Origin of the sequence: Crossiella cryophila (genome assembly GCF_014204915.1) — a bacterium.
Classification (GTDB): Bacteria; Actinomycetota; Actinomycetes; order Mycobacteriales; family Pseudonocardiaceae; genus Crossiella; species Crossiella cryophila.
The window spans coordinates 7674040-7699563 of sequence record NZ_JACHMH010000001.1 but is presented as its reverse complement, the minus strand read 5'-3'; the positions used below and the strand labels follow the sequence as shown (position 1 = coordinate 7699563).

At 70.7% G+C, this 25524-nt stretch carries 23 protein-coding genes; 9 read left to right on the top strand and 14 right to left on the bottom strand.

Annotated elements, in window-relative coordinates; genetic code table 11:
• Positions 1–19 precede the first annotated feature (19 nt).
• From HNR67_RS32970 to HNR67_RS32935, 8 genes are read right to left on the bottom strand one after another with little or no spacing between them, the layout of a single operon-like run.
• Positions 20–1654 (bottom strand): class I adenylate-forming enzyme family protein, encoded by a 1635-nt coding sequence (locus HNR67_RS32970; RefSeq protein ID WP_185006221.1) that lies wholly within the window; start codon positions 1652–1654, stop codon positions 20–22.
• Entirely contained in the window at positions 1651–3330 is a 1680-nt protein-coding gene (locus HNR67_RS32965) for a CoA transferase (RefSeq protein ID WP_312988548.1), read from the bottom strand. The genes HNR67_RS32970 and HNR67_RS32965 overlap by 4 nt, the downstream gene beginning before the upstream one ends.
• The gene (locus HNR67_RS32960) at positions 3327–4109 is read right to left on the bottom strand and encodes a class I SAM-dependent methyltransferase (protein ID WP_312988547.1); all 783 of its coding nucleotides are present in this window, start codon (positions 4107–4109) and stop codon (positions 3327–3329) included. The genes HNR67_RS32965 and HNR67_RS32960 overlap by 4 nt, the downstream gene beginning before the upstream one ends.
• Positions 4106–5656 (bottom strand): AMP-binding protein, encoded by a 1551-nt coding sequence (locus HNR67_RS32955; protein ID WP_185011383.1) that lies wholly within the window; start codon positions 5654–5656, stop codon positions 4106–4108. Before HNR67_RS32955 ends, HNR67_RS32960 begins: the two co-directional genes overlap by 4 nt.
• Before the next feature lie 11 nt (positions 5657–5667).
• A complete protein-coding gene (locus HNR67_RS32950; RefSeq protein ID WP_185006217.1) occupies positions 5668–6972 on the bottom strand; it encodes a protoporphyrinogen/coproporphyrinogen oxidase in 1305 nt (434 codons plus the stop codon).
• The gene (locus tag HNR67_RS32945; RefSeq protein WP_312988544.1) at positions 6969–7907 is read right to left on the bottom strand and encodes a UbiA family prenyltransferase; all 939 of its coding nucleotides are present in this window, start codon (positions 7905–7907) and stop codon (positions 6969–6971) included. The genes HNR67_RS32950 and HNR67_RS32945 overlap by 4 nt, the downstream gene beginning before the upstream one ends.
• 11 nt (positions 7908–7918) lie before the next feature.
• Positions 7919–9049 carry a DegT/DnrJ/EryC1/StrS family aminotransferase gene (locus tag HNR67_RS32940; RefSeq protein WP_185006212.1) on the bottom strand — a complete coding sequence of 377 codons (1131 nt, stop codon included), beginning with the start codon at positions 9047–9049 and terminating at the stop codon, positions 7919–7921.
• Positions 9049–10245: a DegT/DnrJ/EryC1/StrS family aminotransferase gene (locus HNR67_RS32935; RefSeq protein ID WP_185006210.1), complete on the bottom strand. Its 1197-nt coding sequence runs from the start codon at positions 10243–10245 to the stop codon at positions 9049–9051. The genes HNR67_RS32940 and HNR67_RS32935 overlap by 1 nt, the downstream gene beginning before the upstream one ends.
• Positions 10246–10509: 264 nt before the next feature.
• Between HNR67_RS32935 and HNR67_RS32930 the strand changes: the two genes are divergently transcribed.
• The 6 genes from HNR67_RS32930 to HNR67_RS32905 are packed head-to-tail and all read left to right on the top strand — an operon-like array spanning position 10510 to position 16064.
• Positions 10510–11556: a Gfo/Idh/MocA family oxidoreductase gene (locus tag HNR67_RS32930; RefSeq protein WP_185006208.1), complete on the top strand. Its 1047-nt coding sequence runs from the start codon at positions 10510–10512 to the stop codon at positions 11554–11556.
• A complete protein-coding gene (locus HNR67_RS32925) occupies positions 11546–12379 on the top strand; it encodes a sugar phosphate isomerase/epimerase family protein (protein ID WP_185006206.1) in 834 nt (277 codons plus the stop codon). Before HNR67_RS32930 ends, HNR67_RS32925 begins: the two co-directional genes overlap by 11 nt.
• Complete coding sequence (locus HNR67_RS32920) at positions 12363–13634, top strand: M20/M25/M40 family metallo-hydrolase (RefSeq protein ID WP_185006204.1); 1272 nt, start codon at positions 12363–12365, stop codon at positions 13632–13634. Before HNR67_RS32925 ends, HNR67_RS32920 begins: the two co-directional genes overlap by 17 nt.
• Positions 13631–14719, top strand: coding sequence for an Ldh family oxidoreductase (locus HNR67_RS32915; protein WP_185006202.1), 1089 nt, complete (start codon positions 13631–13633; stop codon positions 14717–14719). Before HNR67_RS32920 ends, HNR67_RS32915 begins: the two co-directional genes overlap by 4 nt.
• Positions 14719–15636, top strand: coding sequence for a Gfo/Idh/MocA family protein (locus HNR67_RS32910; RefSeq protein ID WP_185006200.1), 918 nt, complete (start codon positions 14719–14721; stop codon positions 15634–15636). The genes HNR67_RS32915 and HNR67_RS32910 overlap by 1 nt, the downstream gene beginning before the upstream one ends.
• On the top strand, positions 15636–16064 hold the full coding sequence (locus HNR67_RS32905) for a DUF6917 domain-containing protein (protein ID WP_185006198.1): 429 nt from the start codon (positions 15636–15638) through the stop codon (positions 16062–16064). The genes HNR67_RS32910 and HNR67_RS32905 overlap by 1 nt, the downstream gene beginning before the upstream one ends.
• A gap of 55 nt (positions 16065–16119) precedes the next feature.
• Here HNR67_RS32905 and HNR67_RS32900 read toward each other — a convergent pair whose 3' ends face one another.
• The 3 genes from HNR67_RS32900 to HNR67_RS32890 form a co-directional block, all read right to left on the bottom strand.
• The gene (locus tag HNR67_RS32900) at positions 16120–16656 is read right to left on the bottom strand and encodes an EF-hand domain-containing protein (RefSeq protein WP_185006196.1); all 537 of its coding nucleotides are present in this window, start codon (positions 16654–16656) and stop codon (positions 16120–16122) included.
• Between the two features lie 153 nt (positions 16657–16809).
• Positions 16810–18066 (bottom strand): nucleotide sugar dehydrogenase, encoded by a 1257-nt coding sequence (locus HNR67_RS32895; protein ID WP_185006194.1) that lies wholly within the window; start codon positions 18064–18066, stop codon positions 16810–16812.
• A gap of 34 nt (positions 18067–18100) precedes the next feature.
• Positions 18101–18406 (bottom strand): hypothetical protein, encoded by a 306-nt coding sequence (locus tag HNR67_RS32890; protein WP_185006185.1) that lies wholly within the window; start codon positions 18404–18406, stop codon positions 18101–18103.
• A gap of 322 nt (positions 18407–18728) precedes the next feature.
• On the opposite strand from HNR67_RS32890, the gene HNR67_RS32885 reads away from it, so the two are divergent.
• The 3 genes from HNR67_RS32885 to HNR67_RS32875 are packed head-to-tail and all read left to right on the top strand — an operon-like array spanning position 18729 to position 21318.
• Positions 18729–20459, top strand: a complete 1731-nt coding sequence (locus HNR67_RS32885) for an FAD/NAD(P)-binding protein (RefSeq protein WP_185006183.1) — start codon at positions 18729–18731, stop codon at positions 20457–20459.
• Positions 20460–20489: 30 nt separating this feature from the next.
• Positions 20490–20867: an ArsR/SmtB family transcription factor gene (locus HNR67_RS32880; protein WP_185006181.1), complete on the top strand. Its 378-nt coding sequence runs from the start codon at positions 20490–20492 to the stop codon at positions 20865–20867.
• Positions 20821–21318 carry an SRPBCC family protein gene (locus HNR67_RS32875; protein WP_185006179.1) on the top strand — a complete coding sequence of 166 codons (498 nt, stop codon included), beginning with the start codon at positions 20821–20823 and terminating at the stop codon, positions 21316–21318. Before HNR67_RS32880 ends, HNR67_RS32875 begins: the two co-directional genes overlap by 47 nt.
• On the opposite strand, the gene HNR67_RS32870 is transcribed toward HNR67_RS32875, so the two are convergent.
• The 3 genes from HNR67_RS32870 to HNR67_RS46790 form a co-directional block, all read right to left on the bottom strand.
• The gene (locus HNR67_RS32870) at positions 21303–22595 is read right to left on the bottom strand and encodes a nucleobase:cation symporter-2 family protein (RefSeq protein ID WP_185006177.1); all 1293 of its coding nucleotides are present in this window, start codon (positions 22593–22595) and stop codon (positions 21303–21305) included. The genes HNR67_RS32875 and HNR67_RS32870 overlap by 16 nt on opposite strands.
• Positions 22596–22991: 396 nt before the next feature.
• Complete coding sequence (locus HNR67_RS45955) at positions 22992–24152, bottom strand: sporulation protein (protein ID WP_185006175.1); 1161 nt, start codon at positions 24150–24152, stop codon at positions 22992–22994.
• A gap of 52 nt (positions 24153–24204) precedes the next feature.
• Positions 24205–25293: an endonuclease gene (locus HNR67_RS46790; RefSeq protein WP_407645191.1), complete on the bottom strand. Its 1089-nt coding sequence runs from the start codon at positions 25291–25293 to the stop codon at positions 24205–24207.
• Between the last annotated feature and the right edge of the window lie 231 nt (positions 25294–25524).

Genomic DNA, 25524 nt, shown 5'->3' with positions numbered 1-25524 from the left:
CGCCCAAGCCGCACCTGCCTCACCTGCGCGCGGGTTCGCCCAGCGGTTGCCGGGGCGGTGGTGGCGCTGGGCGGTCGGCGGCCAGGGCGCTCAGGGTGTGCCTGCACACCTTCCCGGTCGGCCCCAACGGCAACTCCGTCAGCGACAGCAACACCTCCGGCAACTTCCGCCGCTCCAGCCCCCGTTCCCGTTCCAGGTACCCCGCCAGCGCCGCCAGGGTCAGTGGTTCGGTGCCTGGGTGCTGGACCAGGCAGGCGGCCAGGCGTTCGCCCAGTTCCGGGTCGGGCACCGGCACGCAGGCCACCTCCGCGATGTCCGGATGCGCGCCCAGGTGCTGCTCGACCTCGGCGGGGCTGATGTTGAGGCCGCCGCGGTTGACGATCTGCTTGAGTCTGCCGGAGACGTGCAGGCAGCCGTTGCGGTCCAGCTGGCCAAGGTCGCCGGTGCGCACCCAACCGTCCAGTCGGTAGGCGGCGTCGAGGCCGGGGTCGGCGACGTAGCACAGCGGGGTCATCGGGCCCAGTGCGATGATCTCGCCCTCCTCGCCGCGGGGGAGCAGTCTGCCGCCGGGGGAGCGGATCTGCAGGTGGGCGACGGCCGGGTCGGGCAGGCCGGTGCCGGTGGCGGGGGAGATGCCGGTGCGGGCGGTGTGGCAGTTGACCCCGTCGGCCGAGCCGTACACGGTGATCACGTTGTCCGCCAGCCGTTTCCGGCACTCCGGCAGCAGGCTGGGCGGGAACGCGGCCGAGCTGGACACCACCGCGCGCAGTGAACTGGTGTCCTCTGTGGACTGTCGGGGTTGGCTGACCAGGCGGCGCAGCATGGTGGGCACGGCGAAGAGGTGGGTCGGGCGTTGTTCGGTGATCAGCCGGAGGGCGTCCGCCGGGTCGAATCCCGGTTGGGTGATCAGGGTTCCGCCGAGCGCGGCCAGGGTGACCGGGACGCCGAGGGAGCCGTAGGAGGAGGACAGCGGCGCCAGCACCAGGTTGCGCATCGGGCCCTCGCCGGTGTGCAGCGAGCGCACGTAGCGGGCCCGGCCGCCGAGGAAGGCGTTGTGCGAGTAGGCGATCATCTTCGGTTCGGCCTCGGTGCCGGAGGTGACCAGGATGCGCGCGGGACCGTCCGGGTCGATCACCGCGGGCAGCCACGGCCCGACCGGGATCCGGGCGTGGTCCAGTGAGACGCAGCCGTCGGGGGCCGGGCCGAAGACGAAGACCGGGCACAGCGTGGGCAGGTCGGGGCGGGGCAGGGTGATCAGCGCGGCGGCTCTGGCGCGGCCGAGCAGACTGGCCGAATCCCGGGCGCCGCGGCTGTACGGGTAGGGCAGGGACACACCGCCCAGGGCGGCCACCGCGAGTTCGGCGGCCACCGCCTTGCGGCCGTTGGGCAGCTGGATGCCGATGATGTCCCGCTGGCCCAGTCCGGCCGCGCGCAACGCGGTGGCGATCCGGCGCACCTCCCGGTCCAGGTCGGTGTAGTCCAGGCTGCCGAGTTCGTCGCTGACCGCGATCCGGCACGGCCGGGCGCGGACCTGCCTGCTGAAGGCGGCGTAGACGTCCAGGTCGGGGCAGTGGCCCTCGCGGACCCACTGCCTGCGCAGCGCGTGTGGCACCAGATCACGCAGCACGATGCCGTTGTTCGAGGTCCAGCTCACGAGAACTCCCAGGGCGGGGCAGGGGTGGCGAAACCGTCGTGCGGACGCAGCACCGCGCCGAAGCGGGGATCGGCGGGCAGTTCGGCGAGGTCGGTGCACACCCGCACCGCGGGCACGCCGACCGCGGTCAGCCGCTCCAGCCAGTGGCTGGTGGACTGCTGGGCGCAGCGCACCGCGAGGTGGGCGTAGCCGGGCGGGTCGGGCAGGTCGAATGCCTTGGCGATCCTGGCGCTGTGCCGGGGATCGGCCGACACGGCCAGCCAACCGTCCAATGTGGACAGTGGTTCGCGGCGCGGGGTGCGTGGCATCCGGCGCAGCACGGCTGCCGCGGAGAGCAGTGAGGAGTCGACCCGGCGGCCGCGGCCCTCGCGGAAGCGGGCCAGCAGTCCGGCGAGCACGCCCTGGGCGCTGACCAGTCCGCCGAGCACGTCGGTGAGGGTCATCAGCGAGGGCGCCGCGGGTTCCCTGGCCGGGCGGACCTCGGCGGCGAGTCCGCTGTAGGCCTGCACCATGAAGTCGGTGCCCAGTGGCGGGCGGTCGCCGAGGTGGTCGCCCCAGCCGGAGGCCCAGGCGTAGACCAGGCCGGGGCGCACCTTGGCCAGGTCCTCGGCGTCCAGCCGGAGTTGCGCGGCCTTGCCGGGCGCCCAGTTGTGCAGGAACACGTCCGCGCCGGTGATCATCTCCAGCAGTTCCGAGCGCCCGGATCGGGCGTGCAGGTCGACCTCGACTACGTGTTTGCCGTCGTTGATGGCACGGAATCGGGCCGAGGTGTCCCCGGCCATCGGCGGCATGCCGCGCAGCAGGTCACCGCCGCGGGGCTCCAGCCGGATCACCCTGGCGCCGAGCAGGCGCAGCAGGTGCCCGGCCATCGGCCCCTGCAACCGCCGCCCGGCCTCGACCACGACCAGGCCGTCCAGTGGCTTCTCGCGCGCCAACCGACCGGTCGGTCGGGCCGCGGGTCCCAGTGGGGTGATCCGCCAGGGTGGCAGGTCGGCCAGGCTGTGCCCGGCCGGGTTGAGCCGCAGCACGCTGACCCCGGTGAGGTCGGCGGCGGCGTGCACCGCGCCGAAGGACACCCGGTTCGCGGCCCGGAACAGCGGTTCGGGCAGTGGGCAGGTGGCGGTGGCGTAGCGGTGCTGGAACGGCCGCCAGCCGGTCCGGATCGCCTCCGGTTCGGCGGCCAGCACGGTCCAGAACCGGTGCCAGCGCTCGGCTTCGAAGGTCTCCACCTCGAACCGCACCCCGTCACCCGCCACGAACGGCGGCCCGCCGGGGTGCAGGGGTTCGGTCCAGTCGTCCACCGCGGTGCGCGCGGCCAGGTACTGCGACACCGACAGCAACGCGGCCTGGGCCACCGAGGTCTCCACCCTGCGCAGCCGCAGCCCACGGTACCGGGCCACCATGACGGCCAGGACCCCTTGCGCGCCAAGGACTCCGGCCAGCACCGTGGCGTAGTCCACGTTCAGCATGGTGGGCCTGCCGTAGCGGCGGCCGTGCACGTGCGCGATCCCGCAGGCGGCCTGCACGGTGGTCTCGTCCAGCAGCGGCGCGGCCACCGGCCCGGCCCAGTCCACCACGCAGTCCGCGTCCTGCCCCTCCACCCCCAGGGTCTGGAGTTGCCGCCAGGCCAGGATGCGCGCGGCGGCGGCCTCGGTGTCCAGCCGCACCGGGCTCACGGTCGCCGTCCCTGCACCGAGTAGAACACGCAGGAGGCGGCGCGGAAGCCGGGATCGGTGAGCAGCGCGCGCAGGTCGGTGAGGTCGTCTTCGGTCAGGCCGGCGGCCAGCAAGGGTTCTCGCAATCGGTAGGTGTGGTTGAGCTGGAGCCGCAGCCCCGGTGAGTCCGGCCGCCACTGGCTCAGGTGCGGCACCGGGTCGACCTCGACGAGTCCGGCTTCCCGCATCGCGGTCGCCACCCGGCTGCCCCAGCTGCCGTCGGCGCCGGTCGCGGACATCACCTCGGCCTTGGCGGCCAGGAATCTCGCGTACAGCTCGGCCGAGCGCTGGTCCGGGGTGAGCAGCGCGGGTCCGTAGCCGAGGTCGAGGTCGTCGAGTTGCAGCACCCCGCCGGGCCGCAACGCGCCGATCAGCCGGTGCAGCACGGAAAGCCGGTCCGGCAGCAGTGGCAGCACCTGGCGGGCGTGCACCAGGTCGAAGGCGTTGCTTGGCAGTGGGTCGTACCGGATGTCGTGGCGCAGCACGGACAGCCGGGGCCGGCAGGTGAGGTGCCGGGGTTCCAGGTCGGTGGCCAGCACCCAGCCGTCCGGGCCGACCCGTTCGGCCAGCCAGGCCGCGATGCTGCCGTTGCCCGCGCCGACCTCCAGGCACCGCCAGCCACTGCCGACCCCGGCCGCGGCCAGCCGTGACCTGGTGATCGGGTCGTAGGCCTCGGACAGGCATCGATGCTGGTCGAGGGCGTGTTCGCTGCGGTTGTCGGAGAAGACCGGGGCGCTCACGTCCACCGCCCGCTGCCGTGCCGTGCGGCCCTACCGACCAGTCGGTCGAGAAGTTCCTGACGCCGGACCTTGCCGGTGCCGGTGCGTGGCACCTGCGCCCAGGTGAGCGCGACCGGGTCGGCCAGCGGCGGCAGGTCACGCAGGGCGCGTTTCCAGGCGAAGGCGTCCAGGGTGCCGTCCGCGGTGACCAGCACCGGGATCGGCGGCTGCCCGAGCACGCCGAGCACAACGGCCTCCAGTACCTCGGGCAGCCGTTCCTCCAGGAGGTCCTCGGTGCGCACGCAGCTCAGTTCGGGGGTGCGGTCGACCTCGCGGTCCAGGAACAGGATCGCGCCGGAGCGGGTCTGCCTGCCCAGGTCGCCGGTGTTCCACCAGCCCGCGGTGTCCTTGGCCGCGAACCGATCCGGCTCGCCGACGTAGTCCAGGCAGCGGGCCTTGGTGCGGGCCAGCACCAGCCCGGTGTGCCCTGGCGGCAGCGGGGCGAAGGTGCTGGGATCGACCACCCGCAGCCGGGTTCGTCCCGGCAGCGGGTGGCCGAGGTTCCGGGTGGTGGGTTCCGGATCATGGCTGTGGGCCAGGGCTTTGCGGGTGAGGAAGCGGAAGGTGAGCGGCCCGGTCTCGGTCTGCCCCCAGCCCTGCATCCACAGTGGACGGTTGCGCCGGGAGGCGTGCAGGTAGGCGCGCACGGTCGGCGGGTGCATGGCGTCGTAGGTGCTGACGAACAGCCGCACCCGCCGGAACGGGTTGGCGGGCTCCGCGGTGAGGTGCTGGTGCCGCACGTACCAGGAGGGCAGTGCCTCCAGCAGGCTCGGCGGATGCTGTTCGAGGAGTTCGCGGTCGTGTTCGCCGCTGAGGATGAGGATCTTCTCCGGGGCCAGGCAGAGCACGCTGGCGGTCCAGCAGAAGGTGCGGCCGTGTGCGAAGGAGCTGGCGCTGGCCACCGTGTCGGTGCGCCGGGTGCCGATCACCGGCCAGCGGATCGCCTCGAACCGGGCCAGCCGCCCGATGATCGTCCTGGTGGAGTGGGTGACCAGCTTGGGCAGCCCGGTGGTGCCCGAGGTGTGGTTGATGACCAGCGGCGCGTCGGCGGAGCGCCGCTGCGGGCCGGGTGCGCTGTGCCCGCGCACGTCGTCCAGGGTGAGCACACCCTTGGGGCCGTGGTCCAGGGTGAGTGTGCGCCGGGCCAGCGCGGGCAGGTCACCGACGGCGAGGTGGCGGCCGTTGCTGACCAGCAGGGCCGGGTCGAGGCGTTTGAGCAGCACCTCGACCGTCTCCGGCGGCAGCTGGCCGGACAGCAGCGCGGGCACCGCGCCGAGCCGGATCGCCGCGCAGGCAAGCAGATCGTAGTCCCAGTGGTTGTCCTTGAGGATGGCCACCCGTTCGCCCCTGCGCAGTCCGGCGGCGGCCAGCCAGCCCGCGGCGGTGCGCACCAGCCCGGCCAGTGCGGGCAGGTCGTGGCTGGTGCCGGGAGCCAGGTCGAACGGCCGGTCCAGGTGCACGATGGTCCGGATGCCGCGTTCGGCGCACTCGTCGAAGAGCACACCCATGTCGTGCGGTCTCACGCCGGTTCCCTCCGCAAGGTCAGTGTGGTGGTGGCCTGGATCCGCCTGGCGGCCAGCAGCGCGCTCTGGATGGCGGCCTCGCTGTTGGGGCGCAACAGGATCCAGTCGCCCGCGTACTCCACCGGTCCGGGCGGCCGCCGGTGGAAGGCCGGTTGCAGGCGCAGCGCGGCCGGGGTGACTTCGGGCAGTCCGTGCCGGAACCGGTGACTGTGCGCGGAGATCAGCGCCGAGGCCAGGCCGGGCACGTACCGCTCGGCGGCCGTGGTCAGTGTGCCGGTGAGAAGTTCCTCCGGCGCGTCAAGGAGATCCGGGATGGCCCGGGGTGCCGCGAGCAGCGTCAGCAGGCCCTTGCCGTGTGGCGCGCGACCGCGGTGTTTGGCGTGATCGACCACGATCCCGCCGAGCACGCCGTCCTCGATCTCGGGCAGCAGCAGGCAGTACAGCTCGCGTGCGCAGGCCGGTCCGAGCGGCCGGTCCAGTAGGCAGCTCACCTTGAGCATCGGCGTGTAGGTGCAGGCGTCCAGATAGGACTGTTCGGCGGCGGGCGGGTTCAGGTGGATCGCCCTGGCCTGTGGCGCGGGCAGGCACAGCGCGACCGTGCGCGCGGTGAACGTGCCCGCGTCGGTGCCCAGGCGCGCGGATCCGTTGCCCGACAGCACCTCCCGCACCGCGCAGCCGGTGGTCACCTCCAGCTGGGTGGCCAGCAGGCGGGCCAGGGTGTCCATGCCATCGCGGTAGGTGCGCCATCCGGTGGACGGCCCGACCATCCGCAGCAGGTCCAGGAACGGGGCCACCGCCGACCGGTCCTGGTGCCAGCCGAAGAACCCGCCGGTGACCGGCTGCAGCAGGTACGCGCCGATGTCCGGGTGGTACCGCTCGCTGAATTCGGCCACTGTGGACACTCCGGCCCGGCGAGCCCCGGTGGCCATCAACCGCACCAGATCCAGCCGGGCCCGCGGTGAGAGCCCAGCCCCGGTGAGCACCCCACGTGGATGCGCCACCCCGGCGTGCGCGCGGCCGTCCCGCCACATCCCGATCCCGACGGAAACCTTCGGCACCGCAACGGAATCCACGCCCAGCTCGTGCAGCAGTCGCCAGGTCTGGTCGTAGCCGCGGTCGGATATCTGCTCGGCCCCGGTGTCGATGAGGTACCCGTCCCGGCGCACGGAGGCCATCCGCCCACCCACGTGGTCAGCGGCCTCGAACACCCGCACCGAGCGCCCCTGCTGCCGCAACGTGTGCGCCAGGGTCAGGCCGGCGATGCCCGCGCCGACCACGGCCACATCCAGGTCAGGGCTCATGACTGCCGCACCACCAGGTTGATCACGATCAGCAGCGCCACGGTGATCCGGTGCACGTGGATGCCGAGCCTGCGGGCACGCAGGATGTCGCAGTCCCGGAAGCCCTGCCCGAACTGCAGCGCACGCAGGATCAACGTCGGTGCCAACGCGAAAGCGAACCACCAGGGCGCGATCTCCAGCGCCGAGGAGCCGACGATCAGCGCCATCTCGGCCAGGGTCAGCGCGAGCACGAACAGCCGGTTGCCCTCGACGCTGGTCTTGGTGGCCACCGTGATCCGCCCGACGCTCCGGTCCCCGCGCACGTCGTTGGTGTTGGAGTACACCCCGAACAGCAACGGCCCCAACCCGAACAGCAGCGCCTGCACCACGGTGAACCCGGTCAGCTCACCCCCGGCAAGGCCGAGCGGGGCCAGCACCAGCACCCAGCCGATGAAGGCCAGGTAGAACTCCTGGCAGCCGATGTAGCTGAGCTTGAGCCCGTAGGAGTACTGCGGGTACAGCACCAGCATCACCCCGGTGAGCACCAGCGCCCACAGTGGCGGCGCGGGCGCCAGCCACACCGCGCCCGCCCAGCACAGCGCCCCGACGAGGAACGCGCCCCAGGCGAACCGCAGCACCTGGTGTTCGGTCAACGTCCCGGCCACCAAGGGTTTCCGGAGCATCCGGCGGGCGGGCGCGTCCGGGCCGTAGTTGATCGCGTCGCTGCCGTCGCGGTACCCGGTCAGGTCGTCGAAGGCCACCAGCGAGGCCATCAGGATGATCTCCCCGGCCAGGAAAAGCCCCAGCAGCACCAGGATCCCGGGTTCGGCGAGCAGGCTGATCGGCAGCAGGGTGAGCACCAGGGGCAGGCTCAGGTAGTAGTCGAAGATGTCCAGTTTGGACAGTCGCGCGTAGGTGCGCAGTCTGCCTTCGGCCGGCAGGGCGACGGTGCGCACGCGGTCTCCCTTCATCGGGTGCCAGCCGGGGCCGGGGCAGGCACGAACGAGCAGACGGCGTCGGCGATCCGCTCGACCTGGGTGTCGGTGAGGTGCGGATAGATCGGCAGCGCCAGGATCTCCTGACTGGCCAGCTCGGCCCGCGGCCAGGAACCCCTCGCACAGGCGGCGAAAGCGGGTTGACGCGGCAGCGGCCGGGGGTAGTAGACGTGCGTGCCCACACCCTGGCGCGCCAGGTGCTGCTGCAGTTCGTCCCGGCCTCGCGCACGCAGGCAGTACACGTAGTAGCAGCGCCCGTTGCGGCCGCCCGGTGGGGGCTGGATCCCTTGCTCGGCAAGGGGTTCGAACCGGGCGTTGTAGTAGGCGGCGATGTGTGCCCGCCGTTCCAGCCGCGCGGGCAGACCCGGCAGCCGGTGCAGCTGGAACAACGCCATCAGCTCGTCGAACCGGCTGTTGTAGCCGATCCGGTGGTGCCGGAACCGGGTCCGGCCGTCCTGGCCGTGGTTGCGCAGCATCCGCACCGCCCGGCCCAGTTCGGGATCCTTGGTCACCACCGCCCCGCCCTCGCCAATGCTGCCGAAGGTCTTGACCTGGACGAAGGAGTACACCCCCGCCTCACCCCACAGTCCGGCGGGCCGCCCGTCCAGGACCCCGCCCTGGGCGACCGCGGAGTCCTCCAGCAGCCGCAGCCCGTGCCGGGCCGCGAGATCGGTGAAGGCGGGCATGTCGGCCATCGCGGAGAACATGTGCGCGGGCATCAACACCTTGGTACGCGGTGAGATCAGCCGTTCGGCGTGTTCGGGGTCCATGGTCATGGTGACCGGGTCGATGTCGGCGAACACCGGCCGCGCACCCAGGTTGACCACGGTGGCGGCCAGTGGCGCGCAACCGAAGGCGGGCGTGATCACCTCATCGCCCGGCCCGACCTCCATGGCGTGCAACAACATCGTCAGCGCCGAGGTGCCACTCGAACACGCGACCACGTCCGCCGCGCCGAGCTGCTCACGCAGTTCCCGCTCGAACCGGGCGGTGTGCTCACCCAGGATGAACCGCTGCGACGGCCCGGTGCCCAGCTCGTAGAGCAGGTCCAGGAGCACCTCGCGGTCGGCGGTGAACAGGTCGTCGGGGAAGAAGGGCACCATCACGCGCTCCCGGAGTAGAACTCGCCGATCACCGCGCACACCCGGTCCACCTGCGCCTCGGTCAGGTCCGGGTACAGCGGCAGGGCCAGCGCGCGCCGGCAGGCCGCCTCGGCCACCGGGAAGTCACCCGGCCGATGCCCCAGGTGGGCGAAACAGGGCTGGAGATGCAGCGGGGTGGGGTAGTAGATCTCGGTTTCCACACCGCGGTTGGCCAGGTAACCGGCCAACTCATCCCGGTCGTCTACCTCGATCAGGTATACGTAGTACGCCTCGGTCGTGTCCGCATTTCTTTTTACTACCGTAGGTAGCCGGGTTATCCCGGAAATACGGGACAACTGGGCCGAATAAGCGGCGGCCAGTTCACCGCGTCGAGCTATGTCCGCATCGAGCCGGGTGAGCTTGGCCAGCAGCACCGCGGCCTGCAGATCGTCCATCTTGCTGTTGCACCCGGACAGCCCGGTTTCGTTGGCGATGCCAGGGAAATGGTCCAGCGTGCGCCCGCCCCGGCCGTGGTGGCGCAGCGCGGCCACCCGGTCGGCGATCCGCGGGTCGTCGGTCAGCACCGCCCCGGCATCGCCCAGCGCGCCCAAAGTCTTGGTCGGGAAGAAGGAGAGCACCCCGCCCGCGCCGAACAGCCCGGCGTGCCTGCCGTCCCAGCGCATGCCGATGGCCTCCGCGCTGTCCTCGATCATGGTCAGCCCGGCCCGCCCGGCCACCGCGCCGAGCGCGTCCAGGTCCGCGAGCTGGTGGAACAGGTGCACCGGCAGCACGAACCGGCAGCGGGGGGTGATCGCGGCGGCCAGTGCGGCCGGGTCCATCGCGTAACTGGCCGGTTCGATGTCGGTGAACACCGGCCTGCCCCCGGCCAGCACCACCGCCGAGGCGGTGGCGATGAAGGTGAACGCCGGCACCAGCACCTCATCGCCCGGTCGCAGCCCGGCGGCCCGCAGCAACAGCACCAGCGCGTCGGTGCCGCTGTTCACTCCCAGTGCGTACCGGGCGCCGGTATAGGCGCACAGAGCCTGTTCCAGTTCGGCGACCTGACGACCATGTGAGTACTTGCCGTGTGAAACAACTCGCTCGACCCGTTCGCTGATCAGCGGCCAGAGCTGCTCGAACGTCGCGGATTGGGTGAAAAACGGAACCAGCGCGGAATGCGAAATACCCGCTTGCACAGGGCTGCTCAGGACGCCCACCTCCGCTACTCTCAGTGTTGATGCCCGCGACTGAGCGTAGGAATCACGCCTGGCTTGTCGAGAGCCGATCGCACACTCGGAGAAAGATTCACCTCATCTGGTAGCGGTGCCGATTTCCGCCTTGACAGCGCTTCCACGGAGCGTGAATGTGCAAAGGGGTCACTATCGCCAATTTGTCGTCCGGCAACCGATGTCGGTCGGCTTCTTGCTGCTGTCCGGGGTCCGCTATTCGGGCCCGCCGTTTTCGGGGTGAACGGGTAGAACATGTTGCAGACCTTTGTCGTGGGACTGGGCCGGGCCGGTGCCGAACTGCACCTGCCGATCCTGTTGCGGGCCAGGGAGTCCGGTGAGCACCCACGACTGTTCGACCCGGGACCGGTGATCGCCTGCGACACCTCCGCGCCGGAGACCGCCCCCGCCGGGGTGGTTATCGCGGGCAGCATCGCCGAGGCCGCCGCCCAGCTCGAACCGATCCGGGCCGTGGTGCACCTGTGCACGCCGCCGACCAGCAGGCCGACCCTGCTCGCCGAACTCGCCGACCACGGCTTCCGCAAGATCATCGTGGAGAAGCCGCTGGCCACCAGCATCGCCGACCTGGCAAGACTGTCCGAGGTACGGCAACGCCGCTGGCTCGACCTGGTGGTGGTGGCCCAGTGGCAGTCCAGCGCGCTCACCCAGCGACTGGAGGACCTGGTCCGCGGCGGTCAGCTCGGCACGCTGCGCCGGATCAGCGTGGCCCAGCACAAATCCCGGTTCCGCCGCTCGCTGGCCTCCACCGGGCACCCCACCGCCTTCGACGTGGAACTCCCGCATTCCGTCGGCGTCGCACTGCGGCTGGCCGGGCGGGCCGAACTCGTCGACTCCGGCGCCACCGACCTGGTCAGCGAGGGCCGCACCAGGGTCGGCCTCGGCGGCGCCTGGCTCACCCTGCAACACGGTGGCGGGGTGCGCACCGAGATCAGCTCCTCGCTGACCTCCCCGGTGCGCGAACGCCGGATCACCCTCAGTTTCGACGGCGGCGAGGCGGTCGGGCACTACCCGGTCAGCGCCGACGACCACCACGCCCAGCTCAGCGTGCGCACCCCGGAACGGGTGGTCAACCTGAGCTTCCCCGACGATTCGCTGACCGCGTTCCTGCTGCACACCTACCGCCGCTACCAGCGCCAGGCCCCCTCCACCACCTCGCTGGTGCTGCAGTGCGAGGTGGTGCGGCTGCTCGCCGAGGCCAAGGCCCGCGCCGGACTCACCGAACCCGAACCACCGCTGATCCCGCCCGCGCGCACCGCCGAGCTGCCGATCCATGTCGGCTGAACCGTTGCGCCGCACCGGGATCGGCGATGAGGCCGCGCCGGACCTGCCCGGTCAGCTGGCCGCGATCCGGCGGCTGGGCTGGCAGGAGATCGAACTGCGCACCGTGGACGGGGTGTGGCTGGCCGACCTGGCCCCGGACCGGCTGCGCCTGGACGGGATCGAGGTGGTCTGCCTGGCCTCGCGGATCGGCAACTGGTCCCGCCCGATCAGCACCCCCCTGGCCGCGGACCTGGCCGAGCTGGACCGGCTGATCGAACACTGTCACCGGCTGGACTGCCGGTACGTGCGGATCATGTCCTACCCCAACGACGGCCTGCCCGAATCCAGCTGGCGGCGGCGGGTGATCGACCGGACCAGGGTGCTGGCCAAGCTGGCCGAGTCCGCCGGGATCGTGTTGCTGCACGAGAACTGCTCGGGCTGGGCGGGTTCCAGCGCGGCGAACATGCTCCAGTTGCTGTCCGAAGTGGACTCCCCGGCGCTGAAGCTGTTGTTCGACACCGGCAATGGCATCTCCGCCGGGTACGACGCCTACCAGGTGCTCACCCAGATCGTCGAGCACGTCGCGCACGTGCACGTCAAGGACGCCCTGGCCGGACCGGTCTACACCGTGCCCGGCGCGGGCGAGGCCAGGGTGGCCGACTGCCTGCGCCTGCTGCTCGAGCACGGCTACACCGGATCCCTGTCCCTGGAACCACATCTGTCCCTGGTACCGCACGAAAGCCTGCGTACGACGGGAGATCAGGCCGAGTCCTTCCACCAGGCCGGGCTCGCGCTGGAAACCCTGCTGCACAACGAGATGAGCGGCCGTGCTGCGACCCGCTGACCACTGGCTGCTGCTCGACCTGCTCGAACTCCCCACCGCCGGACCCCTGGAGATCGAGGACACCGGCCCGCCGCCCCGGCTGTGGGACGCCCAGCGGGTCTACGCCGAGGCCGCCGCCGAGTTCGGCCTGGACACCGTGCGGCACGCCCCGGCCGATCCCGAATCGGCCCGGCGACCGGACGTGCCCAGCGTGGTCCGCGCCGCCGCCGAGGATCCGGCTTTCCTCGCCTGCCAACCCAGTCTGGTGCTGCGGCTCGGCCCGGAACAACCCAGGGCCCGCACAGTGATGTTCAACGTGCACCTGGACACCGTGGCCGGGATCGAACCTGTCGCCTTCGACGGCCGGCGCTTCCGCGGCCGCGGCGCGATCGACGCCAAGGGTCCTGCCGTGGCCCTGCTGGCCGGGATCAGAGAAGCCAGGGCCGTGGAACCCAGGCTGGGCAAGGACATCGGCGTGCTGGTGCAGGCGGTCTCCGGCGAGGAGGGCGGCGCACTGGGCACCATCGGCACCCGGCCACTGGTGGAGGCCGGCTATGTCGGGCGGCTCAACGTCTTCTGCGAACCCACCGGCGGCCGCTACCTGCCAAGGGCCACCGCCGCGATGACCGCCTGCGTGCGGGTCGACGGACAGGACGCCATCGACGACACCCCCTACGCCGGGCACAACGCGACCGTGCTGCTCGGATTCCTGGCCCAGCACCTGGCCGAGGCGCTCGACTCCCGGCACACCGACGGCGAGGTGTGCGTGGCCGGACTGCACACCGGCCGCCTGCACAACCGGGTCTACGGCTCCGGCCGCCTGCTGCTCAACCTCTCCTACGCCGAACCCGCCTCCGCCGCCCACCTCGAGGACGCGGTCACCACCGCGGTGCGGGAGGGCCTGGCCGCCTTCCGCCGCCGGTTCGCGCGCAGCCGCCAGTTCGCCCGCACCGCCGCCGACGCCGAGGTCATCACCAGCCTGGAGTGGCACAAACGCGGCCTTCCCGCGCTCACCGGCGCCGACCCGTGGGCGGAGAACCTGTTGACCGGCCTGGACATCCCGCGCTGGCCCGCCGAGGCGCCCGCGTTCACCTGCGACGCGATCTGGCTGGCCGGGGTCCCGGACACCGCCACCGTGGTCCTCGGCCCCGGCACCCTGGACGGCAACAACGCGCACGCCGCCGGGGAGTTCGCCGACCTGGCCGACCTGGACGAGTTCGCCCACACCGTCCGCCGCCTGCTGCTCGCCTTCGCCACCGAGATCGGAGCCCCATGACCACCACCGGCGTCGCCGCCCGGGTGTCCACAGTGGACCTGCTGGGCTGGACAACCGAGGTGTTCCACGCCCTCGGCCTGCCCCCGGGCCGGGCCCGTGCGTCGGCCGCCGCGCTCTGCCACGGCGACCTGACCGGGCTGACCTCGCACGGCCTGGCCAACCTCACCCGCCTGTACCTGCCGCTGTTCCAGGACGGCCGGGCCGACCCGGCGGCCGAACCCGTGGTGCTCACCGACCTCGGCGCCGCCGCCCTGGTCGACGCCCGCCGCGCGCTCGGCCTGTGGCAGGCCACCGAGGCGATGGACAACGCGGTCGACCGGGCCCGGACACACGGCATCGGCCTGGTCTCGGTCCGCGGCGCCACCCACTTCGGCTGCGCGGGGCACCACACCGCGCTGGCCGCCCGGCACGGCATGATCGGCCTGCTGGCCGGGAACTGCGGCGGCCAGCGGATCGCACCCCCACCCGGCGGCACGGTCGCCATGCTCGGCACCAACCCGCTCAGCGTGGCCGCCCCGGCCGGTGCGGGCCACCCGTTCGTGCTGGACATGAGCACCACCGTGGTCCCCACCGGCCGCATCCGCGCCGCCGCTCGCGCAGGCGAGTCCATCCCGCCCGGCTGGCTGTCCGATGTGGACGGAAACCCGGTCACCGATCCGGCCGCGTTCGATCGCGGCGAGGCCCAGTTGCGCTGGCTCGGCGGCGACCCGGAAACCGGTGGCTACAAGGGATTCGGGCTCGGCCTGGTGGTGGAGGTGCTCGGCGCGCTGGTCTCCGGTGCGGGCAACGGACCCAGCCGGGACGCCTACAGCGGCGACCGCGGCCGGGACGACGACATCGGTTACGCGGCCATCGCCATCGCCCCCGGTGCGCTCCGGCACGGCAAGTCCTTCCAGCGCCAGAGCGCCGAGGTCTTCGGCGCACTGCTGGACTGTCCGTCCACATCGGAGAGTGGCGTGCGCTATCCCGGCTGGCACGAGGGCGAACGCGCCGCGAGTCACCTGCGTGACGGCGTGCCGATACCACCGGCCCTGCACGCCGAACTCAACGAGGTCGCCGAACTGCTCGGCATCGGGAGGCTGTGATGCGCGTCGGTGTGATCGGACTCGGGGTGATCTCCCGGTTCTACCTGGCCGCGATCAAGGAGATCGACGGCATCGAACTGGGCGGGGTGTGCGACCGGGACCCGGACGCCCTTGCCCCGCACCGGGGTCAGGTGCCCTGCCACACCAGTCATCTCGGCCTGCTCACCCGGCCCGGCCTGGACGCGGTGGTGGTCACCGTGCCCAACGACGCGCACGTCCTGGTCAGCCGGGACGCGCTTTCCCTCGGCCTGCCGGTCTGCGTGGAGAAGCCGGTGGCCACCACCCTCGCCGACGGCCGGGCCCTCACCGCGCAGGCCCGCGCGGCCGGGTTGCCGCTGTTCACCGCCTTCCACCGGCGCTACAACGCCACCGTGCGCGCCCTGCTGGAACGACTGCCGTCGCTGCCGCCGATCACCGCGCTGCGGGTGCGCTACCTGGAACGCATCGAGGACCACGTGGGCCGGGATCGCTGGTACCTGGACCCGGCCCGCTGCGGCGGCGGCTGCGTGGCCGACAACGGGCCCAACGCCTTCGACCTGGTCCGCCAGTTCCTCGGCCCGGTCGAACTGACCGGCGCCGACGTCCGGCGGGACGAGACCGGCGTCGACCGGCAGGCCCTGGTCCGCCTGCGCTCGGCCACCGGCGTCCCGGCCGAGGTCGAACTCGACTGGTCGTATGAAGGGGAGACCAAGGACGTGTGGGTCACCCTGGCCGACGGACAGGTGCTGCACGCGGACATGCTCGCCGGGCACAGCGAGTTCAAGGGCTCGCTCTGGCACGAATACCTCGGCGTGCTGCGCGAATTCACCCACCTGGTGCGCACCGGCGGCGACCAGGCGGACGGCCTGGCCGCGCTGTCCCTGGTACACGAGGTCTACCAGGCGGAACTTTCCCTACCGAGCGGTCAGGAGCGTTGATGCGGGAGAACGGCCCCAAGCGGAACATCGGTGGCGTGCTGGTGAAAGTGCTGCTGCACAAGCGGACCGACCGCGGCATGCGCCTGGAGGAGCACGCCAGCCGGTGCGTGCGCCGCGGCGAGGTGCACGAGCTGGTCAGCACCGACCACCAGGACACCGCGCCCGGCAGCCGGATCGACCGGGTCGGTTTCCTGGGCTTCGCCGAGATCACCGACGCAGGCGTGATCGACCGCGGCGACGAGGTGTGGATCGGCCACCACCACATCGGCACCGTGCTCGGCTTCGACGCCTGCCACTTCCCCAACCACTACAACATCCTCATCGCCGCCCCGGTCCCGGTCAGCGGCGAGGACCTCGACCTGCGGCCGGAACAGGCCGTGCGGTTCGTCCGGCAACCCGCGGTGATCCCGCAGCTGGCCCGCCGCTGAACACAGGCCGAGGCCCCCGGGAATCACCATTCCCGGGGGCCTCGCGGTGTGCGGATCAGCTGCCCAGCAGCGGCACGTCCAGGGTGCCGTTGTGGAAGTCACGCACCGCGTTCACCAGTTCCTCCACCGACAGCGAGCCGTTGCCGTTGCTGTCGATGGCCCGGAAGGAGGCGTCCGCGTCGGAGACCGGCACCCCGATCGCCTTCATCCATTTCTTGAACTCGGCCGGGTTCACCTCGCCGTCGCCGTCGGTGTCACACAGGTCGACGATGGCCCGGATGGTCGGGCGCAGCAACCTGCTGAAGCCGACATCGCCGTCCCGGAACATCAGCTTCTCGTTCACGTCGAGGAACTGCTGTTCGGTCAGCGACCCGTGCGCCCCGACCCCGGCCTCGGTGGCCTGGTACTCGAACATGCCGATGAACGCGTCCAGCACCGCCCGCCCGCGTGGGCTGGTCTCGTTCTCGCCGAACGCGTTGATGATGCGCCTGGCCTCCGCCTCGTAGTCGGACCGCTCGATACGGCCGTTCCCGTTGACATCCCACTTCTTGAAACGCTGGATCTGGCGCTCGTTCTTCACGGCGGTTGTCATGGAACTCGAACTCCCTCTCCTCGATAAGAGAACAGCAAGAAGGCGAAGACTCGCTGATGAGTCAAACGTAGAACAGTCGAAACCAGGTGGGCACCTGGCCAATCAGTACGCGTGAAACTTCGATCGAATGCGCAAAATGTCACATACGAGCCGTCACAGGTGCGCCACACTCCCTCCCGGCACCGTGCCGCGGGTGTCGAACAACAGCCGGGCGGCACGGGCCAACCGGTTCGGCTGATAACAGCGGTGGTTCTGCAGCAGAATCGTCAGATCGGCCCGGCCCAGCCCCGCGGCCAGGTCCAGTTCCCTGGGCACCGGGGCGCCCGCGACGACGAATTCCGCGGCGAACGGATCATGGAAGCGCAGGTCGGCGCCGCGCCGCCGCAGTGCCTCGGCCACCGCGAACGCGGGCGAGCCACGCAGATCCGGCACATCCGGCTTGTAGGTCACTCCTAGTAGCAGAACCTCGGCTCCGGCCAGTCCGCCTGCCTCGGCCAGCAGCTCCACCGCCCGGTCCGCGATGTACTCCGGCATCCGCTCGGTGACCTGGAGTGCGGCGTTGACCAGGGAGAAGGTGAAACCCGCCGATTCGGCCTTGCTGAGCAGGTAGCGCGGGTCGACCGGGATGCAGTGGCCGCCCACGCCGGGGCCCGGGGTGAACGGAGCGTAACCATAGGGCTTGGTGGCCGCGCAGTGCAGCACGTCCCACACGTCGATGCCGAGCTGACGGCAGAACACCGCGACCTCGTTGACCAGCGCGATGTTCACCAGCCGATGGGTGTTCTCCAGCAGTTTGGCCATCTCAGCCTCGCGGGTGCCGCTGGCGACGATCACCGTGTCCACCAGATCCTGGTAGAACGCGGCCACGTGCTTGGCGCACAGCGGGGTGTGCCCGCTGACCACCTTGGGTGTGTTCCGTGGCCCGTACCTGCGGTTTCCCGGGTCGATGCGCTCCGGGGAGAACCCGAGGTGGAAGTCCTCCCCGGCGCGCAGGCCCGAACCCCGTTCCAGGATCGGCCGCAGCACCTCGTCGGTGGTGCCCGGGTAGCTGGTGGACTCCAGCACCACCAGCATCCCGGGCCGCAACCGGCAGGCCACCGTGTGCGCGGCGGCTCGGACGTGGCCGAGGTCTGGGTCTCCGTCGCTGGTCAGACCGGTCGGCACGCAGATCACCACGGTGTCGGCGGCGTCGAGCACGGCCGGGTCGGTGGTGGCCTGGAAACCGGCCGCGAGCATGGCCGCGACCTCCGCCGGGGCCACATCGGGCGTGCTCGACCGGCCGCGGCCGAGGTTGTCGACGACGGTCGGGGAGAGGTCGTATCCGGCCACGGACAGACCGGCCGCGCCGGCCAGCCGCGCCAGCGGCAGCCCGACGTAACCCAGCCCGATGACGACAAGGTCCAACCGCACGAGATGGCTCCTAGCTGCATGGATGGGGTGGTGGCTAGACCCGGAACGAACCGGCGGCCGGTGGTGCGTGTGCGCCGGTGTCCTCCTCGAGGATCAGGATCGGGACGGGCAGGCACATCGGGTTCGCATAGATCTCCACCGGCCTGTTCGTCCGGTTGATCAGCACGTGCGCGCCGAGCGGGATCTTCTTGCAGCCCGTGGGGTTGTCGAAGACCACCACCGGCAAGGTGTCCACGGTGTAGACGATCACCTCGCCGATCGCCGGGGTGGCCTGTGCGGTTCCGGTCAGTGCGGCGCCGGCCGCCAATACGGCGGCAAGGGTCAGTGCAGCCCTGCGCATGGGAAATCTCCTGTGTTTCGCAAAATTGTCCACGAGTCAATTGACCAGCGTGGTCAGCCGCTCCGCCTGATTTCGACGTTACCAGCGGGTCGCTATTTTTGACCGGGTTAATCCCAGTGACACCTGATCGACTGGTCAGTGCCGGTAACCGGTTGCTCTGGTGGCCTTGCGTGAGACGAACCACGGCTGGTGGCGACTCGACCGGAGTAGTCCCTCATGCTTTCGGTGTGAGTCGGCCCCGGTGTGACTGGGGCAATTGACGCGTTCACTCACCGCCGCACAGAATCGGCGCCATTCCCGCATTCGTTTGTGGAGGCCCCCGGTGCATGCGCAGGAGATCCGGATCTGTCTCATCGGCCTTGGTCCGCGCGGCCTCGCGGTGCTGGAACGCCTGTGCGCCAACCGACCGGTCGGTAGACGGCTGAGCGTGTACCTGGTGGACCCGCACCTGGGTTCGGGCGGGCGGACCTGGCACACCGGGGTGTCCCCGCTGCTGGTGATGAACACGGTGGCCGAGCAGGTCAGCATGTTCACCGACCGGACGGTTGATTGCGCCGGTCCGATCCGTCCCGGCCCGAGCCTGGCCGAATGGGCCGGGCTGCCGCCGGGGACCTACGCCTCCCGAGCGTGTTACGGCCGCTACCTCGACTGGTTCCTGCGGCAGGTCATCGGCACCGCGCCCGCCGACGTGGGCTTCCGGCGCCACCCGGTGCTCGCGGTCGACCTGAGCGCGGAAGCCGATGGGCGGCAACGGGTCCACCTCGCCGACGGCACCGTCCTGAGTGGACTGGACGCGGTGGTGCTGGCCCAGGGACACCTCGGTCAGCGACCCGATCGGACCGAGCTGGCGCTGGCCGAGTTCGCCCGGCGGTACGGGCTGACCTATGTGCCGCCGGGAAATCCGGCCGAGGTGGACCTGGACGTGCTCGCGCCGGGACAGGCGGTTGCCTTGCGCGGCATGGGTTTGTGCTTCTTCGACTACCTCTCGCTGCTCACCGTCGGCCGCGGCGGGCGGTTCAGCCGGGAACAGGGCGGGCGGTTGCGCTACCACGAATCAGGGCGTGAACCACGGCTGGTCGCGGGCTGCCGGCGCGGGGTGCCGCACCACGCCCGCGCGGTCAACCAGAAGGGTGCGGCCGGACGCCATGAACCGGTGTTCCTGACCGCGGAACGGGTGGCCAAACTGCGGGCACGGGCCGGCGGCGGCACCCCGCTGCGCTTCCGCGAGGACATCTGGCCCGAACTCGATCGCGAGGTGCGCGCGGTCTACCACGGCACCTACCTGGCGCGGTCCGGGCTGGCCGAGCCGCCGCCCTGGGACTGGCACCGGCTGGCCGACCCGTCCACGCCAGGGCACCTCGGCAGCGCGCGCACCTACCGGGACTGGCTACTGTCCTATGTGGACGACGACGTGCTGCACGCCAGGCGGGGCAACCGGTCCGGGCCGCGCAAGGCCGCCCTGGACGTGCTGCGGGACCTGCGCAACGAGCTGCGTGAGCTGGTCGAGCACGGCGGGCTGACCGCGGAGTCCTGGCGGAGTGAACTGCGCGACTGGTTCAACCCGCTCAACGCGTTCCTGGCCGTCGGACCGCCACTGGAACGGGTCGAGGAGCTGGGCGCGCTGATCAGGGCCGGGGTGGTGGAGGTGGTCGGGCCGCGGATGCGGGTGGCCTGCGAGCCGGGGGAGTTCGTGATCCACTCCGCGCTGCCCGAGGCGCACCCGGTACGCGCGCTGGTGGAGGCCCGGCTGCCCGTGCCCGATCTGCGCCGCACCCGGGATCCGTTGCTGCGCAACCTGTTCGAGCGGGGCGAGGCCGCGCTGCACCGGCTGCCGCTGGCCGAGGGCGGGCACCTGGTCACCGGCGGCCTGGCGGTGACCAGGCGTCCCTGTCACCTGCTCGACGCCGCCGGGGGAGTGCACCCGCGCCGGTTCGCCTTCGGCGTGCCCACCGAGGGCGCGCACTGGCTGACCGCGGCAGGCATCCGCCCCTTCGCCGCCTCGGTGATCCTGGCCGACGCGGACGCCATCGCCCGCGCCTGCCTCCCAGCTTGACCTATTCTCATATGGGTATACGATGGCCCCATGGCGCGAGCGGCAACGACCACAGACGCGTTCAACGCGATAGCCGAACCCCGGCGGCGGGAGATCCTCGACCTGCTCTCCGGCGGTGAGCGAGCGGTGAACGACCTGGTCAGCGCGCTCGGTCTGGCGCAGCCCCAGGTGTCCAAGCACCTGCGCGTGCTGCGCGAGGTCGGCCTGGTCGACGTGCGTGACGAGGGGCGGCAGCGGCTGTACCGGATGAACGGCGGGCCGCTCAAACCCATCCACGACTGGGTGCGGCGCTATGAACAGCTGTGGGAAGAGCGCTTCGAGCTGCTGGACGAGGTCCTGGCGGAGATGAAGGAGGAAGAGGATGAGCACGACGGCGAACCACACGGCGGTGCTGACGCTGCCCAGTGACACCCAGATGCTGATCACGCGCGAGTTCAACGCGCCCCGGCACCTGGTGTACAAGGCATGGACAACGCCCGAACTGGTCAAACGCTGGTGGGCGGGTCAGCGCGGCCAGGTCACCTCGGCCGAGATCGATCTGCGGGTCGGCGGCCAGTGGCGCTACGTCATGATCGCCAACGGCGGCTTCGAGGTCGCCTTCCACGGCGAGTACCGCGAGATCGTGCCCGAGGAGCGGGTCGTGTGCACCGAGGTGTACGAACAGTCCGGCGTGCCTGAACCCGAGCCGCCCGTGCTGTGCACCTACACCTTCACCGGCGAGGGCGACCGCACCCACCTGCACCTGCTGGTCGACCACCCGGACAAGGCCCTGCGCGACCTGATCCTGGAGACCGGCATGGAGGCCGGCATGCAGGAGTCCCTGCACGCCCTGGACCTGGTGGCTCAGTCCTTACGCTGAGGCAGAACCAGGTTCAGCACGAACGCGACCACGGTCCCGGTTGCCACACTGCTGCTCAGGAACAACTGAGCCGAAGGCGGAAACTGGCTGTAGAACGCAGGCTGCACCGTAGGCAACAACCCCACCCCCAGTGAAACGGCCACCACCACCAGATTCCGCCCATCCTGAAGGTCCACAGTGGACAGAATCCGCACCCCCACCAGGGCAACGGTCGCCACCATCACCAACGCGGCCCCACCCAGTACCGGCTGCGGCACCACCGACACAACCCGCCCCATGAACGGAAAGAAGCTCAACGTCAACGCGATCCCACCCGCCACCGCCGTGACGTAGCGACTGCGCACCTTGGTCACACTCACCATGCCGATGTTCTGTGCGTAGGTGACGTACATGAACGACTGGAACACACTGGCCAGCATGGTGATCAGCCCATCGGCACGCAGGCTGGCGGCTACATCCGAGGGCCCCACCGGCTTGTCCACCGCGGTCCCCACCGCCTGCACCTGCCCGGCACACTCCACCATGATCACGATCTGAATAATGATCAAAGACAGGATCGCCGACCACTCAAAGCTCGGCAGTCCAAAGTGGAACGGCTCAGGGAACCCCACCACCGGCCCCCGGAAAACCGCCCCCAGATCAACCAGCCCCAACCCCACCGCGACCCCGGTACCCACCAGGAGCCCGATCAGGATCGACAACTGCCGCACCCCACCCGGCAAGAACCGGTGCACCGCAACCACAACAACCACCACGACCAGCGCCAGCCCAATGGCCCCAGGGCTGCCAAAGCCGGGCGCGGCCGGATTGACCCCCACGATCATCCCCGCCGCCACCGGCACCAGCTGGATCCCGATCAACGTGATCGCGGTCCCCATCACCACCGGCGGGAAGAACCGCAACAACCGCCCGAACAACGGCGCCGCCAGCACCATGAACACCCCGGAAACCAGCAGGGCCCCATACATGGTCCGGATGTCATGCCCCTGCGCGATCACCAACATCGGCGCGACACTGGTGAACGCCGCCCCCAGCACCATCGGCATCCGCACGCCGACCTTCCACACCCCCAGCGACTGCAACAGGGTGCCCAACCCACACAACAACAGATCAGTCGCCACCAGGTAGACCAGATCCGCCGTCGACAACCCCAACCCCGCCGCCAGCACCACCGGCGCCGCCACCGCCCCGGCATACAACACCAACACGTGCTGCAAACCCAGCACCGCCAGCCGCCCAGCGCCAAGCCGCTCATCGACCGGATGCACGTTAGTCATGCCCTACCAATATCGCCCCACCCCCACCCCAACCAACCCGGGTACCCCGAACACCCCACCGCGCGCACTTCGCCGCGGCGTTCAACCGGCTCCACCCGCCAGCCCACCCTGACGAACGCTCAAGCCCGCCAGTCGAACAAACCCTCGAGCACGTCAGCCACGCCACGGAGGTCGTCGCCGGGGAACGCGCTGCTGTCAAAGACTCAGCCGGGGCGGCACGTCGTTCGGGACCTCGCCCGAGCGAAGGCCCAGGCGTTCATGCAGCTGATTGGCCGCGCCAGGCGAACGGCCTCCTCGACGCGTGCCCGAGGCAATCGGGAGCATCAACGTGCCAGCGATCAGGTCGCGACCACGCGCCGGCAGCACGATGTCGGCCTCGCCCTAGGAGCCGGACTGCTAGAGCACATCCAGGTCGTCGTCCAGCATCTCGTTGATGATCAGCCCGCCGACCACGCCCGCCGCACCGGCCGCCACGATCTTGCCCACGCCGGACCCCCGCGACCCCTGCTCATTCGGCTGCCCAGGATGTCCCGGCTGCCCCGGATAACCCTGCTGCTGCTCGTAAACCGGCGTATACCCGCCCGGAGCAGCCACACCGGGCTGACCCCCGCCCACCGCCGGACCCACCCCAGCACCGGACGCCATCCCAGCCCCGCTCGCCATCGCCGATCCGCTCGCCATCCCAGCCCCAGCAGCCGGACCCGGCCCGCTCCCGCCCTCATTTCCCGCGACCCCGACCCCCGCTCCCAGCACCCCAGCCCCGGCCGCCATCCCCGGTCCGCCCGCGACCCCAGCCCCCGGCACTCCGACCCCAGCCCCAGCCGCCACCCCCGCGAGCCACTCCCCAAGCACCGCCCCCCACTCCATCGCCGCCGCCTCATCCCGCCCCAGCGAATACCGTGCCGCCCCCAACACCCGCCGATCCGCGATCAACGACACCACCAACCCCCCACCCCCAGCCACAAAAGCCACCTCAACCTCGTTCAACCGCCCCGCCAGCCCCACCGGCGGATAGAAGAACCACCGCTGAAAGAACCCCAGCTCCTGCGCAGCCTCCGGCACCCGCCCCGCCACCACCTCGGCGTTGCGGAACTGCAGCCCCAGCTCACCCACCGCGTCCAGCACCCGGTCCTGTCCGGCCATCGGCTGCACCAGCAGCGACACCGGATCGACCTTGACCGGTGCGCCGCTGGTGATCAGCTCGGTGCGCAGTTCGACCGCGACGTCCGGCAGCAGCGCGGGGCCTACCGCGGTGATCGGGGTTTCCCAGGGCATCGGGATGGTGAAGGGCAGGGTGAGTTGTTGGCCTGCGGGGAGCTGGACTGCCTGGGGCAGCGTCACTCGCTGGAACTCGCCGATGATCCGCTGTTCGGGGCCGTCCACCGTGACCACGGTGACCAGTACCAGCGCTACCTGGGTGATCTCGGTGTCGGTGTTGCCGCCCTGGAGGTGTACCTGGCCGGTGAGGGTCTGGCCGGGTTCGATCTCCTGGGTGTGCGGCACGGTGGTGGCGGTGGGGCCGCCGAGACCGAAGGCGCCGAGCATCTTCTTGAACACGAACGGAAACTAGCAGCCGGGTCGGTCACCCGGCTGCCGAGAATCCCGGGACTCAGCCCCAGATCGAGCTGACCCATTCCGGGTGGTCGATGAAGGGGTTGCGGTTGCGCTGGTAGGTCTCGTAGATCACCTGGTTGCGGCGCTTCTCGAAGGCGTCCGGTGGGTCCTGGGCGTTCCACTGGCGCAGGACGGACAGGCGGCCCTGGTAGGGGTTGCTGCCGTTGTTGACGTTGTCGTTGATCTCCAGGTTGGCGAAGCCGTCGCCGCCCTCGTAGCGCACCGCCATGTAGAAGATCATCCGGGCCACGTCGCCCTTGACCTCGTTGCGGGGCTCCCAGGAATCGCTGTCGGTGTAGCTGCCGGGGGCCTCGTTGGCGGGGGAGCCGCCCTGGTCGAAGTCCTTGTTGCCGCGGTCGGCGTTGACCGAGACGTCCTCGGGGCGCAGGTGGTGCAGGTCGGTGCCGGGGCCGGTGGCGGTGCCGAAATCGCCGTGCGACTTGGCCCAGACGTGTTCCCGGTTCCAGTCGTTCGGGTTGCCGCCGTTGCCGTTCTTGCTCTGCGAGCGGCCGGAGTACAGCAGGATCACGTTGTCGGGCTTGGCCGGATCCTGGTCGGTGGCCTTGAGCGCGTCCCACACCTGGTCGTAGCTGAGCTTGGTCTGGGACTTGATGATCGAGTGCAGCTCGGCCTTGAGTGCGGGGCCGGTGCGGCCGATGGCGCTCTTGTAATAGGTGCTGTCGTACTCGCCGGGGCCGCCGCCGTTGCTGGTGCTGGTCGGGCCCGCACTGGTGCTGGTGGTCGGGCCGGTGCTGGTGGTCGGCTGGGCGCCGGCGAAGGCGAAGCCGGTCGGCGAGGTCAGGCCCGGGTGCGCGAAGTAGGCGCTGAGCGGGCCGGTCACCTCGATCTGCCTGCCCAGCAGGCCGGGGTTGGTCTTGAGGCCCCATGCCGATCGGTAGCCGGAGCTGATCTGCACGTAGAGCATCTGGCCGGTGTTGCTCTGGCCCGCGGTGTCGGCCAGGGCCAGGGCGTAGTCGTTGGGGAAGTTCGCCCGCAGCACGGTGCTGGTCGCGGTGGGCTGGCCGACCACGTAGCCGCGCACGGTGGCCGCGGCCCCGGTCTGCTGGCCGATGGCCTGGGCCACCGTGATGGCGGGCGCCGCGCCGGTGGCGGCGGGGGCCTGCGCGATGAGTCCGGTAGCCACCGTGACGGTGGCGATCAGTACGGCGATCGAATGCCAGGGACGCACGATTGGGTGTCCTCTCCCCAAGCGCAGCGCCGCAGGGTTGGCGCTACCACTCGCTGAGAATCACATGGTGTGGACACGATCGGGTGAACTGCGCACGAAGTGTTCATATCAGCAATCGGGAGGCAC

Coding starts and splice junctions, on each gene's coding strand:
- HNR67_RS32875 (WP_185006179.1), top strand. CDS start 20,821: ATGAGCACGACGGCGAACCACACGGCGGTGCTGACGCTGCCCAGTGAC.
- HNR67_RS32890 (WP_185006185.1), bottom strand. CDS start 18,406: ATGCGCAGGGCTGCACTGACCCTTGCCGCCGTATTGGCGGCCGGCGCC.
- HNR67_RS32870 (WP_185006177.1), bottom strand. CDS start 22,595: ATGACTAACGTGCATCCGGTCGATGAGCGGCTTGGCGCTGGGCGGCTG.
- HNR67_RS32905 (WP_185006198.1), top strand. CDS start 15,636: ATGCGGGAGAACGGCCCCAAGCGGAACATCGGTGGCGTGCTGGTGAAA.
- HNR67_RS32950 (WP_185006217.1), bottom strand. CDS start 6,972: ATGAGCCCTGACCTGGATGTGGCCGTGGTCGGCGCGGGCATCGCCGGC.
- HNR67_RS32900 (WP_185006196.1), bottom strand. CDS start 16,656: ATGACAACCGCCGTGAAGAACGAGCGCCAGATCCAGCGTTTCAAGAAG.
- HNR67_RS32880 (WP_185006181.1), top strand. CDS start 20,490: ATGGCGCGAGCGGCAACGACCACAGACGCGTTCAACGCGATAGCCGAA.
- HNR67_RS32910 (WP_185006200.1), top strand. CDS start 14,719: ATGCGCGTCGGTGTGATCGGACTCGGGGTGATCTCCCGGTTCTACCTG.
- HNR67_RS32955 (WP_185011383.1), bottom strand. CDS start 5,656: ATGGGTGTGCTCTTCGACGAGTGCGCCGAACGCGGCATCCGGACCATC.
- HNR67_RS32940 (WP_185006212.1), bottom strand. CDS start 9,049: ATGGTGCCCTTCTTCCCCGACGACCTGTTCACCGCCGACCGCGAGGTG.
- HNR67_RS32925 (WP_185006206.1), top strand. CDS start 11,546: ATGTCGGCTGAACCGTTGCGCCGCACCGGGATCGGCGATGAGGCCGCG.
- HNR67_RS32915 (WP_185006202.1), top strand. CDS start 13,631: ATGACCACCACCGGCGTCGCCGCCCGGGTGTCCACAGTGGACCTGCTG.
- HNR67_RS32930 (WP_185006208.1), top strand. CDS start 10,510: ATGTTGCAGACCTTTGTCGTGGGACTGGGCCGGGCCGGTGCCGAACTG.